The sequence below is a fragment of the uncultured Bacteroides sp. genome, from assembly GCF_958445495.1.
Taxonomy (GTDB): Bacteria; Bacteroidota; Bacteroidia; order Bacteroidales; family Bacteroidaceae; genus Bacteroides.
This window is the reverse complement of record NZ_CAUCSQ010000009.1, coordinates 54594-69999: the sequence shown is the minus strand read 5'-3', so window position 1 is coordinate 69999 and position 15406 is coordinate 54594. Positions and strand designations below refer to the sequence as shown.

The following is a 15406-nucleotide window of genomic DNA, read 5'->3' as shown; positions in this document are numbered from 1 at the left end:
TTTAGTTTATAAATATGAGTTAATTAAAATATCTGCCTAAGTTCATGAAGAACTTATCCGATAGCAATACTACGCCACATCCTGCTAAATGAAGGATAAAAATACCGGTATCATTAAAAACAAACACTTCGAAATGATTTTTGCGCTACCCGATTCCATACGGCGGATTCCTGCCTGCATCTGACAGATAAACTACTTTTTTGTAAATTTCTGCCATATATAAATAATATTTTTATTAATTATTTTGTAATTACTAAATTATATACATATATTTGCAGCGGTTTATAATAAAAAAATAGATAAACCGAACAATGACTGACATGAAACGGAAAAACATTCATAAACTCATTCACTAAGTTCTTCATGAACTTAGGTGCGCTTCCATAAAACGCCTCCATATTATTAAAAAATACAATACTTACAGAAAAAACATCTCCGGGCCGATATCATGTCTATAAACTCCATAGTGAGAATCGCACGGACAAGCCAGTCACCGAAACAGTAACAAATAACACCGAAAAAACGGGTATCGGCTCAAACGCCGCATGAACCGGTATCACAAATAATAATACGAATACAAAGTTTGATGCAAAACTCATCTTAACAGTATCCGTAAAAACATAAAAAACTGCTGCAAGCATCCGGTACATCCAGCCGGCTCCGGTACAATGATGGGAAAATCTTATAACGGCATATAACTCCGTATTGAATCAGTCTAAAAAAACATCCATAGCAAAATGTTCTGTTTTTAAGATTCCAATGTAAAAAAGAGATTGCAAAAGAAAGCATCCGGAAGAATAAATGCATATTCAAAAGCATATATATTCATAATTATACCTTATATTGCATTTATTTCCCTGAAATATGCAGGCAACAGCGTTACCATCCGAATCGTTTCTTTTAATGAAACGTATCGTTCCTCGGTGTCGAACGGTTCATTCCATTAAAAGAAACCAGTTGCCGGTTTTAAAGGAAGCTGAATCCAGCCTCTGAAAGAAGAATCAGAGACCTGGTTCATCGTTTTTTATCAAACACTTCAAACAAACAATTTCATACGTAAAACAACCGATACCGTCCATTCATCCACAATAACCCCCGATTAGGCATACAAATACAATATTTGAAGCAAAACCAAACTCTTTCCGTTCATTCATCATTCAAAATGCACGAGTTTTTTCCGGCAATCACATACAGGTATCGAATAAACCCGAAAATTCAGAAACAGAATATACGTTTTTTAATGCCGGCCAATTTTTCAGATTGGTACAAATTGACGCCAATCTTATTTCAAAGCCGGAAATCTATAGAAGAACCCAACTATATACCTTAATGTACCCCAATATAGTTGGGTTCAAGAATATCAAAATTGAGTTTAATAAGGCGATATGCCGCTATTTCACAAGAAACAAAATAGCCTTATTGATTGAACTTAATGAAGATATAAAGAAGGACTATCAAAAATATGGTGGAGTAACCTCATCATGCTATGAAGATGAGTGATGGGCTTTGTCTCATTAGGACTTCTATTGAATATCGTGTAGATATAGAAACTCAAAAAGAAATAGCAGAAGCGCTAGGATTTGTTTATGTTATCTTTGTTGATGATAACACTCTGACTAATTCTCAAAATGAAGTAACCTTCATAGAAAGTCTTCGAGCCTTTCAAAAAGTGTTTGCAGAACTGGTCGCAGACATAAAAGAATAAATCATACGTGTCAAAAATTCTTAGAAACAAGTTTAAGAGATATTCTATGGACATTTTCCGGAAGCAAAAGCACAAGAATAGACGGATACAAGTAGAAATAATCTTATACCAACTGGAGACAAAGCTAAACTTGGAATAAAAGGTAATTAATACATACCACCTCTTATTATAAAATAGCTGCTCACCCGTTCAATAACTTGCCGCCCTGTTTTGCGAGGATGGTATCCCCCCGTTCCGTGAAACGGATGAACTTTACCATCATTTCCTTAAATACTTCTTTCTGAATAATCAAGATTTCCACTGTCGATACTGTTTTAATGTTGATACTCGGTTTTGTCTACAAAGTAAAGGTATCATGCATCGGACAATAGGTTAACATTTTCGTGAAAGCATTTGGCAATGAGTGGCGTTGTTGGAAATGCTGTAATTATTCGAAAATCAATCTTGCTTGATTGCGTCGGCCTATAAAATGATATAATTTATGCCAAAAGAAAAACAGCTTATACACTAAAATGTTAATACAACTATTACTCAAGTACTTATCAAATGAATTTTATCTTTATTTTATTATATGTCCATATTTGGCATATCTGATAATGCAACTTTGTGGCATAAATTAAAGGTATATGGAAAAGACATTGATTCAATTAATAAAAGCGGCTGCTTCAAAGTTGCATGACAGTAAATTGAAACGACTTGGTGGAAAGGAAATGACACTTGCTCTTGAAGGAGTGGTACAAGCATTGAACTTGGAGGGTAAAGAAGAAGCCATCATTTTTATAGTACTCTTTGACAAAAGTTGTGCGGGACGTAGTTGTGACCTTGAAGATATGGCTTCTTACTTCGGATGTTCCCAACTGGATATAATGGAATATGTGTCCGCTCTTAAATCGCTTGTAAAGAAAGGACTTGTCGTTCAGACTGACTTGAGCGAGTGTAGGTTGGCAAGGCAGAATTTCATGGTAAGCAATTATACCATCAGTTGCATCCTTGAAAATAAAAAGCCTGAGTTTCGTGAAGCACGTATCCTTGAAAAGGAGTTTGACAGATATGATTTCTGCAAATTGGTCAATGCCCAAATTCAAGATGGCAATGTCACGGCAGAGGCTCTTTTCCAGTTCATTGAACAAATAGAAAAGGAAAATATGACTATGCCTTTAGTAGAAGATTTAAAAATTGTGATAACAAATCTTCCGGCACGCGCTTTGTTTTATGAGGTATGCTATGATTTTTTTGACCGTGACGGTAATGGGCATTCTGATTTGGTTCGTACACTAAGTGACATGTATGAAGCATACGGTGCCCGATTCAGGGAAAGGAAAGCCTTGTTGGATGGAACTCATCCGTTGATTCAGGCAGATTTGGTGGAAATATCCGGGGATAAGGAGGATATTCTTTTGACAGTTGCCGGGCAGCAGCTTTTTCTCGGGGAAGACTTCGGGGCGTTTGGCAAGCAATACTCAGGTCTTAACCGGTATTCATTCGCACGCGAGGTTAAGGAATACATTCATAGCAAAGAGCATGATGCGGAGAATCCAAAAGCAAAGGAGCGTCTTTGTTCAAAGATATGCCAGATAGAGGATTCCAACCGTAATATTGCTTGCTTGCAGAAAGTAAAGGACATCTTGTCCGAAGAAGATTTCCGTGCGTTGTTTTACATCATTTGCGATGCCTGTGCCAATGGAGATGTAATAAGTATTTCGAAAGAGTTGAATGAACTGTATCCAGTCAAGGAACGTAATATCAACCTGAAACTCTTTAAAGATGAGATGCACAAAATGCAGCGGCTCGATCTTGTGGAAATGATGACTGAAACCTGCTTCTTCGGGGAATATACCGTACTCCGGCTGACGGATAAAGGAAAAGAACTGTATTTTGAGGAAGACGCCCAATTATTCATTGAAAAAGTGGATAAGAAGGAACTTATCGCATCAACGGACATCAAGGAAAAACGGTTGTTCTTTTCTGCGAAAGAACAGGAACAACTTAAACTTGTCGGAGATGTTTTACAGGAGCAAAACTATCAGTCGCTTGTACGGCGGCTTGAATCTAAAGGTCTTGCAAAAGGTCTTGCCATTCTATTGTATGGTGCACCGGGTACAGGGAAAACCGAATCGGTCATGCAATGGGCACGACAAAGCGGGCGTGATATCATCCATGTGGATATCAGTGCGGCAAAAAGCATGTGGTACGGTGAGAGCGAGAAGATAGTCAAGGACATTTTTACACGTTACAAGAGAATGTGCAAGCGTTCGTCCGTCAAACCGATACTTCTTTTCAACGAGGCGGACGCCATCTTCTCGAAGCGCCGTAACATGGACGGCGGGCGGAGTACAGACCAGACCGAAAATACCATACAGAACATTATACTGGAAGAAATGGAGAAGCTGGACGGCATATTGATAGCCACAACCAATCTTGCCGACAATCTTGACAAGGCTTTCGAGCGGCGTTTCCTTTTTAAAATACGTTTTGAACGTCCTACGGTGGAAATCAAGCGCAACATTTGGATGGATAAACTGCCCGGTTTGGCTGTGAACGATGCCACCTGTCTTGCCAATGACTATGATTTCAGCGGTGGTGAGATTGACAACATTGTCCGTAAAGCGACAATGATGGAAGTGATAGACGGAATATGCCCTTCGATTGATGCAATACATCGGCTTTGCAGGGAGGAAAGGATAACCAAGCCTTATGCCAAGATAGGTTTCGGCCGTTAAGTGGATGTAAACGCTTTCGTTTAAGCAAGCAGTGCCCAGTTAGTACTAACGGCAAAGTACTGTGATACTTTGTCGTTAGTATTCCGGAACTTTGCCGCGAGTACTGAATCCGCTTCGCCTCTAAAATGGAAGAGCCGTGTGTAAACGACAAAATAGTAACCAACATTTCTTCTGATTTGAATTAATTATTCTTAGATTTGTAATACCTATTTCCTTTTGATTGGATTTTAAAACAAACAGATATGGCAGCAAACAAATTTGGCAGGTATGTATGGCTGATAGATATTATCAGAAGTCATCCGCACATTACTTTTAAGGAAATAAGCGAGAAGTGGGAAGATTCCGGACTTGGAGACGGGAAACCGTTGCCGTGGCGGACTTTCATGCACCACAAAGAAGCCGTGGAGTCCATTTTCGATGTAATCATCGAGTGTGACAAACGAGATTACGGCTATTATATCAATGATGAAGAACTGCTGAAAGGGGAGGGGCTGCGTTCATGGCTGATTGATTCATACGCTACTTTGAACCAAGTGCAAGCCGATGCGCAACTGCGAAGAAGGATTTCTTTTGAGAAAATACCTTCCGGCAACGCTTACCTTCAGGTAATACTTCAAGCGATGCGTCAAAGCAAAACAATAGAGGTGACGCACCAAGGCTTTGGTCGTGAACACCCTGCAACTTTCGAGGTAGAGCCTTATCATCTGAAAGTAGTGAGCCGTCGATGGTATCTCATCGGGAGAACTCCTTATTATGATGAAGTAAGGACATACGCTTTGGATAGGATACAGGCTATCAATATTACGGGCACAAAGTTCAAATTGCCTCGTTCCTTTGACATCAACCGATATTTTGAAGGATGCGTGGGCATCATCGCCGACAAGGAATATGATATTGAACGGGTTGTAGTCAAGGCATACTGCTGGGCTATAAAATATCTCTCTACATTACCCATCCATGAAAGCCAAAAGGAGACTGCGCACGATGACGAATCTGTTACTTTGGAATTTCATGTACGTCCGACATACGACTTCTTCCAGGCCCTGCTCCAACAGGGAGACCAGATAGAGATTATCGAACCTCAGTGGGTAAAAGAAGAGATGTGCCGCATTGCAGAAAACATATTGTCTTACTATAAAGAAAAACAGGAATGATTTCTAATTTGAATTTTATAGCCATTGATTTTGAAACAGCCACTTCTAAAAAGGCATCCGTCTGCGAAGTAGGTATCTGTGTGGTAAGAAACGGGGAAGCGGAAGCAAGCGAAACCCGTTCATGGTTGGTGCGTCCAGAAGATAACCGTTACCAATATTGGAACATTCGGATTCATGGCATCCGCCCGGAAGATACGGAGGATACACCGGGTTTCTGTCAGGTCTGGGAGGAGATAGAGCATACCTACCTTAATGAGTTTGACACGCTTGTGGCGCACAACGTGCCGTTTGACAGAAGTTGCCTTATCGGTTCGGCAGAGTTGTACCGCATTCATCTGCCTGAACTGGAATGGGAATGTTCCTTGCAGACCGCACGACATATTTATTCTTTTGGCTGCAACTCTTTGGATTATCTGTGCGAGCAACTGGACATACCACAAGGCATGCATCATCGTGCCGGTGATGATGCGGGGATGTGCGCAAGGCTGTATTCGCGGGAAATTCATGATATGAATTAATATATTATAGCAATATGGAAAAAACAGTTCAAGCCTTACTCGAAAAAATAGGAGAGTTACAAAAAAGGCAAACATTCAAACAAATTGAGGTAAGTAAACGTGGTGAGAATTTTAATGTATTTAATGTACTTGGGCTTTGGAATGAAGAAGTACGTTTACATTCAGCAATGCTTGCCGAGTTGCTAAATCCGGATGGAAGTCATGGATGTAGCGATGCTTTCCTTGTTGCATTTGTGAAAGAAATATTAAAGAAAGATAAAGGAGTACCAGACGTTATAAGTAGCCTTGGTAAGGCTATCGTTACAACAGAATATAAGATAGACAAAATTAGTGATGATGGCATGAAAGGAGGGCGCATTGATATTTTGATAGAAATCCCCCAAGAAAGCGGTGTACCTTCTTTTATAATTGAAAATAAGATTTATGCTAACGACCAACCTAACCAGTTGTGCAGATATTACAATTTTGGCATTGACCGTTTCCATTCTTCCGATGATTTTATAATATTATACCTCACTCTTTATGGTAGTGAAGCTTCCTCAAACTCTATTGGAGAAAAATCTACATTTTCGTATATAAGGTTATCATATATGGATAATATCAAAAAATGGCTGAATCAATGTGCAGCCATAGCATATGACAAACCTAAAGTAAGAGAAACTATTATTCAATACAATCATCTTTTAACCCAAATAACAGCTTATAATATGGAAGATAACAACTCACTTGTGGAAGAAATTACATCTAACAATGATTATTTGAGAAATGCAATTTTAATTTGTTCATTGCGGAATGAAATAATTAAAAAAGCAATTATGGGACCTATCAAACAAGCTCTAGAAAATATTCAGAAAATAGCACAGGACAGAATTAATCCTCTGAAAGTCGAATTTAAACCTGATGACGATTTTGGAGAAAAAAGCGAGAAAATCGATTGGAGCTTTAGTTATGTCATAACGGATGGTAAACATACAGTTAATCTCAAATACATATTTGATAGATGGGGATTAAATGGCTTGTATTATGGTATATTAAAACAGGATACAAGTCGGGAAATTCCGTTAGAGCAACCTATTTTCAATAATCAAAATGAGATTTGGTCTTGGGGATGGGAATGGATGCCGTTTAAGTATCAGTCTTGGAATGGAGAAGATTTATATAATCTCATAGGCGAGCTAACCGGTAATGCGTTTGAATCTTCTGATTTTTATAAAATTATAGTAGATAGTATACAAAAAGCTTCAGAATTATTGAAAATGGATTCTGACAATTTGAATAAAGATGCAATATCTTGATTTATCTGATAAAGAAGACTTTGTTGTAGTTTGCGGTGACATTCATGGTGAGTTTGAAACGCTCGTATTCAATATCGTGCAGAAAAATATAGAAAATGCGATTGTCATTGTAGCCGGAGATTGTGGCTTCGGATTTAACAAACTGGCATATTATGACAACCTATATAAACGAAAGATGCACAGAAAGTTAGAAAAGCAAAACGTGTTATTGCTTATGGTGCGTGGCAATCACGATGATCCTTTGTTCTTCGACAAGGAACTCATTGATTACCCATATCTGAAAACCCTGCCGGATTATACCGTTGTACATACGAGAAGTCATAATATCTTGTGTGTAGGCGGTGCCGTATCCATTGACAGGCAATTGAGGCTTTCACAAATGGACTTTGACCGGATACTCGGTAAAAAACGGTTACCTTTGTATTGGAGGGACGAACCGTTCAGGTATAATGAGGAACAGTTGCGAATTCTTAATGATGAGGCTGTCAAAATAGATACTGTAATCACTCATTCCGCTCCGGATTTTTGTCCTCCGTTTATCAAAGGAGATACAGAACATTTCTGTGCCAACGATGATGAACTGGCCTCTGACTTGGATAAGGAGCGGAAAGATTTCACCCGGTTATATAATTGGTTAATGAAGCATAGGCATCCCCTTTCCAATTGGTTTTACGGACATTTTCATGCTTCTGCCGAAAGTTTTGATAAAACTGCCGGGACTAAATTTCGTCTGCTTAATATCCAAGAGTTGGCAATGTTGCGATAATCGTAGAAGGATGGAGTTGGAATAAACCTGCCTCCTTCTATATGATTATACAGAAGGGAAAATTGGTACCCAATTATAAATTTAATTCACTATAATAATTTTTAGTTATCATTTTACCCGTATTTTCATCCTTAAAAAACATCACAACTTGCGCCTCAGCTCTTTTCACGTTGCTTAAATTCATTTTATCAAAGTAATACGAAACCGATAATTGTCCTTTAGGCTTTAAAGTTTTAACTGACACTCTTTAGCCCCCTTCTGTATCAAATAAAGGAAACAATGTTTCAGATTTCTTTCCATTAACATTTTGTATAATTGTAATACGGCTTCCGCTTAACTCATTTAAACTACTTTGATTCATTATTACTACTTCTTTATCTGTATTATGAGTCAAATTAAGAATCAAAAGATTATTCTGCTTTATATACATCATGCTTATTTTCACATCTTGCCCTTGGCTTTTTACAGGAATCCCTAGCAACAGTAAACTGAATACCAGATACTTAATTATATTCATAAACTTATTTTTTACTGTTCATCGGCTATTCTCAACATTTCTTCATAATACCACTCCCAATAGGCCCTTTCATTCTCATAGAACACAGAAACATTTAGAAAATTCTCTCATTCATTTCTATGCGTCTCAATTTCATTCTTATAATATTCAGGAGAATTAAAATGGGTAACAGTAATAGACACCATGCCATTGAGAATTCATCAATCGTAGCAGGAGAGGAACCTGAAGCATAATATCACCTAAAATGGACAGGATTTTATCTTAGGTGTATGTGTTCATGTCCGCATAACCTTCTCGACCTTCTTTTTTAAAGCATTTTATACGCAAATCCACTATTCTTTTACAGTAACAGGAGTATCTAGCCGTGTGTTTTTGCCTTTTCTTAAACATTGTTTTAAAAGAAAAAACGCTGATTAAATAATCAGCGTTTTTATTCGAGAGCCGCTAGCCAGACTTGAACTGGCGACCTACGCGTTACGAATGCGTTGCTCTACCAACTGAGCTATAGCGGCATTTGCTTCTCGTTTACGGCGTGCAAAATTACAACTTTATTTGAAATAACAAAAAGAAAAGTACGTTTTTTTTGCTTTAGCATTCAAACATTCTGCTACGTGCCAACATGCAAGCCCCTACAATACCGGCCCTGTCCTTTAATTTGGAAGTCTGGATGACCGAATCCTTATTTACCAAATTGAGGGAATACTTACGTACGGCCGTCTTGATAGGCTGCGTGAGATAATCCCCCGTAACCGAAAGAGTCCCGCCGATAATCACCAGCTCCGGATTGAAGATATTGATAAGGCCGGCAATCTGCTTGCCCAGCTTCTGCCCTATCTCTTCAACAATTTCTATGCACAGCACATCCTCCTTTATCACGGCTGCAATAATCTCGTCCAAAGTCAACGGATTGCTCTTCATGTCAACCCTATCGGACAAGATAGAACTTTCACCGCTTTTAATACGCTCAACCAGGATACGGTGAAGAGCAGAGCCCGATGCCTCCGTTTCAAGACACCCCTTCTTCCCGCAGTGGCAAATAATTTCGTTATCAAAGACATTGGTATGCCCGAATTCTCCGGAAAAGCCGGATTTACCCGTGTACACCTTGCCGTCGATGATGATGCCGACGCCCAATCCCCAACTGACATTGACAAACAGGATGTCTTTCTCACCCTTCACACAGCCTTTCAAATATTCGCCGTAAGTCATGGCACGGGTATCATTGTCAATCGTCACCTGGCATCCGATACGTTCGGATAAAACCTCCGCCAGCGGACGCTCCTCAAAATTAAACTGGCTGAAACTATACCCCGATTCCGGATTCACCCTGCCGGATATATTAATGTTGATATTCAAAATCTTCTCGGCATCAATGCTGATATTCTTTATAAAAGAACGAATTATTTTACAAAGCGTTTCCAGCCCTTTAGGAGTATTCTCAAACTTATAGGGAATATTCATTTTCAGCTCCACCATATCCCCCTTAAAATTAATCAGCCCTATATTGACCGCAAACTGCTTGATATCAACCCCGATGAAATAACCGGATTCCGGGTTTAACCCATACAGGCTGGGATGACGCCCGCCACTGGTCTCCAGCTTGCCGTAATCGTTGATATACCCCTCCTCACACATTTCCGTGATGAATTTAGTAACGGTAGGCACGCTCAAGTCCATTTCCCTGGCTAAATCCGTAATCGTGGAACAGCCGTTATATATATAATGAGTAATAATCCTCTTCTTTTGAAGGGCATTTTTGGTTCCCAACTCCATTTCCTTAAGTAAGTGTTGTTTCATTGCTCTTATCCATTTTAAATTGAGTGTGACAAAGATAATAAACAATTCGTTAATTATAGCAGAAGAAAATAAAATTAATACGTATATTTGAAGCCACATAAAAATAATTTTGTTATTTGACCCTAAAAAAGAACCCATGATTGTATCTAACTTGACAAACAGCCGGCGAATTGAAAATTTGCATCCCTTATTCAAAACACTTTTCGACTACGTTAAAACACATGATTTGCTTCATGCGGAACCGGGACGCATTGAAATAGACGGAGATAATTTATTCATCAACAACGTATCTCCCGAATGTACAACCCGCGAAAAGCAGTTGCTTGAGCTTCACCGGGATTATATCGACGTGCATATCTTACTGGAAGGCAGGGAAACAATCGGATGGAAAGCCATTGAAGACTTGACTTCGGAAACAAAGCCTTATGAAAAAGAAGGAGACTGCGCGCTCTACTCGGACACGCCTACGGCTTTCGTGGATTTACTCCCCGGACAATTTGCAATCGTTTATCCCGAAGACCCGCATGCGCCGGCAATAGGGAAAGGAAGGATACGGAAACTGATAGCGAAAGTGAAATTATAAACAAATGACAGCAAGAGGCCGGATTCTGATACCCCAGCCCGTTAAAATCATAGAATCTCACTCAGGCTGACGAAGCTTAACGTATCCCTGAGTAAGTTTTCTATAAGCATGACAAGGTTCCGGAGCGACATCATGCTTTCCGGAATAAGCATTTACAGGATGCGCATATCCCATTCCGCCAATGTTACGGAAAAGGTTTGCCTCAAAATAGAAACGAAAAGCCGGACATCTTACGGATTGAGACCTTAAAAGGAAGATTGGAACTTAAAAAAAGATTGGAGAATCTTAAAAGGAAAAATCCCCCTGTCCCTGTCTGCCCGCATTGTAACGAATGAAAGTTAAAATAGAAAGGCTCTCACGGAGCAGTCCGGTAACCCAGCCGGATTCTTTTTTCCATAACCTGTAAGTAATAAGTTTCTCTATCTCGGAACAATTCCCCTTTTGCTCATATTTAATTATCCAAGCAATATATAAAAAAATATTTTATTAATTAGTTGCATGAATTTAAAATTCACAGTACATTTGCGGATATTTAGAATCCTAATCACATAAAAAACACGTTTTATGAAAAGCAAAAACATTTATCCCTGGGTAGTAGTAGGCTTGCTGTGGGTGGTCGCGCTGCTCAACTATATGGACCGCCAGATGCTCTCCACCATGCAAGAAGCCATGAAAGTCGATATTGCAGAACTGAACAAAGCGGAAGCGTTCGGTGCTCTCATGGCGGTCTTCCTGTGGATTTATGGTTTTATGAGCCCTGTCGCCGGCGTTATAGCAGACCGTGTCAGCCGGAAATGGCTCATTGTGGGAAGTCTTTTCGTATGGTCTGCAGTTACTTTCCTAATGGGATACACGCACAATTTCCACGAGCTTTACTGGCTGCGCGCCATCATGGGAATCAGCGAAGCGTTATACATCCCCTCGGCACTGTCGCTAATAGCGGACTGGCATGAAGGGAAATCCCGTTCCCTGGCAGTCGGCGTGCACATGACAGGCCTTTACGTAGGCCAGGCTATCGGCGGTTTCGGTGCTACGGCGGCGGCAGCCTTTTCCTGGCAGGCAACTTTCCACTGGTTCGGAATCGCAGGCATCGCATACGCTCTCGTACTGGTATTGTTCCTACGCGAAAACCGTATGCATACGGCAGAAGAAAAGAAAATAAACTCCGGAACAGACAAATCGTCTGTCCTTAAAGGACTGTCCCTTCTCTTTTCCAACTGGGCTTTCTGGGTGATTCTGTTTTATTTCGCAGCTCCCAGTCTTCCGGGATGGGCAACCAAAAACTGGCTCCCCACCCTGTTTGCCGACAGCCTGAATATCCCGATGGCAGAAGCCGGGCCCATCTCTACCATTACGATTGCTTTCTCATCCTTCATCGGCGTAATCCTGGGTGGCATCCTTTCAGACCGCTGGGTACAGAAAAATATCCGGGGACGTGTGTATGTAGGAGCCATCGGACTGGGAATGACTATCCCCGCCCTGTTGCTGCTGGGCTTCGGGCACAGTTTCGTCAGCGTAATCGGCGCGGGACTGTTGTTCGGCATCGGGTTCGGTATTTTCGATGCGAACAACATGCCTATCCTCTGCCAGTTCGTGTCCGCCAAACACCGTGCGACAGCTTACGGAATCATGAATATGACAGGCGTATTCGCAGGCGCCGCCGTAACCGAAGTGCTGGGGAAATGGACTGACGGAGGAAATTTGGGACAAGGGTTCGCCATGTTGAGCATAGTAGTGGCGGCGGCATTGTTGCTCCAGATTTATTTCTTACGCCCGAAGACCGACAATATGGTAGATTAAACGCATAACAATAAACTTAAAAAGATAGAATCATGGAACGAATTACAGGACTTATCGACGCACCATTTACCCCTTTCTACGAAAATGGTGAAGTGAATTTAGAACCTATCGAGGCATACGCCGCAATGTTGGTAAAGAACGGTCTCAAAGGCGTGTTCATCAACGGTTCTTCCGGCGAGGGCTATATGCTGACCGACGAAGAGCGCATGAAGCTTGCCGAACGTTGGGTGGCAGTCGCTCCCGAAGGTTTCAAGGTGATAGTTCACGTGGGCAGTTGCTGCGTAAAATCCAGCCGCATGCTAGCCGAACACGCGCAAAAGGCAGGAGCGTGGGGAATCGGTGCCATGGCGCCGCCGTTTCCGAAAATCGGACGAATCGAAGAGCTGGTCAAGTACATTGAAGAAATCGCCTGCGGGGCGCCGGAACTCCCTTTCTATTATTATCATATCCCCGCATTCAACGGAGCTTTCCTGCCAATGGTGAAACTGCTGGAAGCGGTGGACGGACGCATTCCCAATTTTGCCGGCATCAAATACACCTTTGAAAGCATATATGAATATAACCAATGCAGACTATACAAAAACGGCAAATACGACATGCTCCACGGACAGGACGAGACAATTCTTCCCTGCCTGGCAATGGGAGGGGCGCAAGGCGGAATCGGAGGGACGACCAATTACAACGGCCGCGAACTGACAGGTATCATCGAAGCCTGGAAAGCCGGCGATTTGGAATCGGCGCGTGAACGCCAGAATTTCTCACAGGAGGTAATCAATGTCATCTGTCGTTTCCGCGGCAATATCGTCGGCGGAAAACGTATCATGAAACTAATAGGACTCGATTTAGGCAAGAACCGCACCCCCTTCCAGAACCTGACGGACGAAGAAGAGGCGCAAATGAAAGCCGAACTGGAAGCCATTCATTTTTTCGAACGTTGCAACAAATTCTAAACCATACACTGATATGACGGATACAACAGCATATTTAACCGCATGGGCTGCATCGTACAAGAGTGACCTGATAAACGATATCATACCCTTTTGGATGAAGTACGGATTAGACCGCAAACACGGAGGAGTGTACACCTGCATAGACCGTGACGGGACTTTGATGGATACCACGAAGTCCGTCTGGTTTCAGGGACGCTTCGGCTTTATCGCCGCTTACGCATATAATAATGTAGAAAAGAATCCCGAATGGCTGGCCGCCTCCAAAAGCTGCATCGACTTTATAGAGAAACATTGCACCGACTCGGACGGACGCTTGTTTTTTGAAGTAACGGAAGACGGGCGCCCCTTACGCAAACGCCGCTACGTATTCTCGGAAGGATTCGCAGCCATCGCAATGGCGGAATACGCATTAGCCGCCAATGACAGGGAATATGCGGAAAAGGCGCTGGCTATATTCAAGCGCACCCAATATTTCCTGAATACTCCCGGACTCCTGGAACCCAAATATTTACCGGCAATGGAGGCCCGCGGACATTCCATCACGATGATTCTCATCAATACGGCCGCCCGTATCCGGCAGGTCATCAGCGATTCGGCGCTGGACAGGCAGATAGACGAGTCAATCGCCGCCTTACGCAAATATTTCATACATCCGGAATTCAAGGCTTTGCTGGAGACGGTAGGGCCGAACGGAGAGTTCATAGATACCTGCAACGGGCGTGTCATCAACCCCGGACATTGCATCGAAACCGCATGGTTCATCATGGAGGAGGCCAAATACCGCAACGGAGACAAAGAGCTCTTGCAGTTGGCGCTCCAAATCCTGGACTGGTCGTGGGAATGGGGATGGGACAAGGAATTCGGCGGAATCATTAATTTCCGCGACTGCTGCAACTTCCCGCCGCAGGATTACTCGCAGGACATGAAATTCTGGTGGCCGCAGACTGAAGCGATTATCGCCACTCTCTATGCTTATCAGGCAACAGGCGACAAAAAGTACCTGGAGATGCATCAGCAAATCAGCGAATGGACCTACGCGCACTTCCCGGACAAGGAATACGGCGAATGGTACGGATATTTACACCGTGACGGTTCGGTGGCGCAACCCGCCAAAGGCAATATCTTCAAAGGACCGTTCCACATTCCCCGCATGATGATTCGCAGTTACCTGCTTTGCCGGGAAATGACGGAATAAGCCCGGACACCTGCCGGTCAACGGCTTGAAAGCCCGCCCGTCTCACCGGACGATGAGTTTCAGGGGGTATCAAAATTCAATTTTAGAGGAAATGAACTTTTCATCTGAAACCTGGTACTCTTCATCTGAAACCCGACACTCTTCATCGGCAATAAAAAGGCCGTATCAACTCTATTTTTGAAGTGACCCCCAAAAGTTGGACACAAAACTTTTGGGGTGCATTTCATTTTGAGTAATGATACGGCTATTTTTATGTTTATCAGTTAGAATCTGTAACTGTTCCGAGTGTTCATCTTAGCTTCGACACACTCCCTTGTTGTTTATATACCGTCATTTATATCCCGCCCCTAAAAGATTTGCCGCCGGCATTACATAACTCTATTCGTCCGACAACTGTTGTCCTTCC

General features: G+C 41.9%; 12 protein-coding genes and 1 tRNA gene. 10 read left to right on the top strand and 3 right to left on the bottom strand.

Features of this window, described 5'->3' with window-relative positions; genetic code table 11:
• Positions 1-1486 precede the first annotated feature (1486 nt).
• The 6 genes from Q5076_RS05020 to Q5076_RS04995 all read left to right on the top strand — a co-directional run bounded on the left by Q5076_RS05020 (position 1487) and on the right by Q5076_RS04995 (position 8158).
• Positions 1487-1705: a hypothetical protein gene (locus Q5076_RS05020; RefSeq protein WP_303011326.1), complete on the top strand. Its 219-nt coding sequence runs from the start codon at positions 1487-1489 to the stop codon at positions 1703-1705.
• A gap of 626 nt (positions 1706-2331) precedes the next feature.
• On the top strand, positions 2332-4425 hold the full coding sequence (locus tag Q5076_RS05015; protein WP_303011324.1) for an ATP-binding protein: 2094 nt from the start codon (positions 2332-2334) through the stop codon (positions 4423-4425).
• Between the two features lie 242 nt (positions 4426-4667).
• A complete protein-coding gene (locus Q5076_RS05010) occupies positions 4668-5579 on the top strand; it encodes a YafY family protein (RefSeq protein WP_303011323.1) in 912 nt (303 codons plus the stop codon).
• A complete protein-coding gene (locus tag Q5076_RS05005; RefSeq protein WP_303011384.1) occupies positions 5579-6097 on the top strand; it encodes an exonuclease domain-containing protein in 519 nt (172 codons plus the stop codon). Before Q5076_RS05010 ends, Q5076_RS05005 begins: the two co-directional genes overlap by 1 nt.
• Before the next feature lie 14 nt (positions 6098-6111).
• A complete protein-coding gene (locus Q5076_RS05000; RefSeq protein ID WP_303011321.1) occupies positions 6112-7392 on the top strand; it encodes a PD-(D/E)XK nuclease family protein in 1281 nt (426 codons plus the stop codon).
• Positions 7379-8158 (top strand): metallophosphoesterase, encoded by a 780-nt coding sequence (locus Q5076_RS04995; protein WP_303011318.1) that lies wholly within the window; start codon positions 7379-7381, stop codon positions 8156-8158. The genes Q5076_RS05000 and Q5076_RS04995 overlap by 14 nt, the downstream gene beginning before the upstream one ends.
• Before the next feature lie 247 nt (positions 8159-8405).
• Here Q5076_RS04995 and Q5076_RS04990 read toward each other — a convergent pair whose 3' ends face one another.
• From Q5076_RS04990 to Q5076_RS04980, 3 genes are all read right to left on the bottom strand, one after another.
• On the bottom strand, positions 8406-8675 hold the full coding sequence (locus Q5076_RS04990; protein ID WP_303011316.1) for a hypothetical protein: 270 nt from the start codon (positions 8673-8675) through the stop codon (positions 8406-8408).
• A gap of 439 nt (positions 8676-9114) precedes the next feature.
• Positions 9115-9187: transfer RNA gene (locus tag Q5076_RS04985), tRNA-Thr, on the bottom strand.
• 76 nt (positions 9188-9263) lie between these two features.
• A complete protein-coding gene (locus tag Q5076_RS04980) occupies positions 9264-10472 on the bottom strand; it encodes an ROK family transcriptional regulator (RefSeq protein WP_303011314.1) in 1209 nt (402 codons plus the stop codon).
• 136 nt (positions 10473-10608) lie between these two features.
• On the opposite strand from Q5076_RS04980, the gene Q5076_RS04975 reads away from it, so the two are divergent.
• The 4 genes from Q5076_RS04975 to Q5076_RS04960 all read left to right on the top strand — a co-directional run bounded on the left by Q5076_RS04975 (position 10609) and on the right by Q5076_RS04960 (position 15000).
• On the top strand, positions 10609-11055 hold the full coding sequence (locus tag Q5076_RS04975; protein ID WP_303011312.1) for a YhcH/YjgK/YiaL family protein: 447 nt from the start codon (positions 10609-10611) through the stop codon (positions 11053-11055).
• 564 nt (positions 11056-11619) lie between these two features.
• The gene (locus tag Q5076_RS04970) at positions 11620-12855 is read left to right on the top strand and encodes an MFS transporter (RefSeq protein ID WP_303011310.1); all 1236 of its coding nucleotides are present in this window, start codon (positions 11620-11622) and stop codon (positions 12853-12855) included.
• Positions 12856-12887: 32 nt separating this feature from the next.
• A complete protein-coding gene (locus Q5076_RS04965) occupies positions 12888-13805 on the top strand; it encodes a dihydrodipicolinate synthase family protein (protein WP_303011308.1) in 918 nt (305 codons plus the stop codon).
• Between the two features lie 13 nt (positions 13806-13818).
• The gene (locus Q5076_RS04960; RefSeq protein WP_303011306.1) at positions 13819-15000 is read left to right on the top strand and encodes an AGE family epimerase/isomerase; all 1182 of its coding nucleotides are present in this window, start codon (positions 13819-13821) and stop codon (positions 14998-15000) included.
• Positions 15001-15406 lie beyond the last annotated feature (406 nt).

Coding starts and splice junctions, on each gene's coding strand:
- Q5076_RS04960 (WP_303011306.1), top strand. CDS start 13,819: ATGACGGATACAACAGCATATTTAACCGCATGGGCTGCATCGTACAAG.
- Q5076_RS04975 (WP_303011312.1), top strand. CDS start 10,609: ATGATTGTATCTAACTTGACAAACAGCCGGCGAATTGAAAATTTGCAT.
- Q5076_RS05020 (WP_303011326.1), top strand. CDS start 1,487: ATGAAGATGAGTGATGGGCTTTGTCTCATTAGGACTTCTATTGAATAT.
- Q5076_RS04980 (WP_303011314.1), bottom strand. CDS start 10,472: ATGAAACAACACTTACTTAAGGAAATGGAGTTGGGAACCAAAAATGCC.
- Q5076_RS04970 (WP_303011310.1), top strand. CDS start 11,620: ATGAAAAGCAAAAACATTTATCCCTGGGTAGTAGTAGGCTTGCTGTGG.
- Q5076_RS05000 (WP_303011321.1), top strand. CDS start 6,112: ATGGAAAAAACAGTTCAAGCCTTACTCGAAAAAATAGGAGAGTTACAA.
- Q5076_RS04965 (WP_303011308.1), top strand. CDS start 12,888: ATGGAACGAATTACAGGACTTATCGACGCACCATTTACCCCTTTCTAC.
- Q5076_RS05015 (WP_303011324.1), top strand. CDS start 2,332: ATGGAAAAGACATTGATTCAATTAATAAAAGCGGCTGCTTCAAAGTTG.
- Q5076_RS04995 (WP_303011318.1), top strand. CDS start 7,379: ATGCAATATCTTGATTTATCTGATAAAGAAGACTTTGTTGTAGTTTGC.
- Q5076_RS04990 (WP_303011316.1), bottom strand. CDS start 8,675: ATGAATATAATTAAGTATCTGGTATTCAGTTTACTGTTGCTAGGGATT.
- Q5076_RS05010 (WP_303011323.1), top strand. CDS start 4,668: ATGGCAGCAAACAAATTTGGCAGGTATGTATGGCTGATAGATATTATC.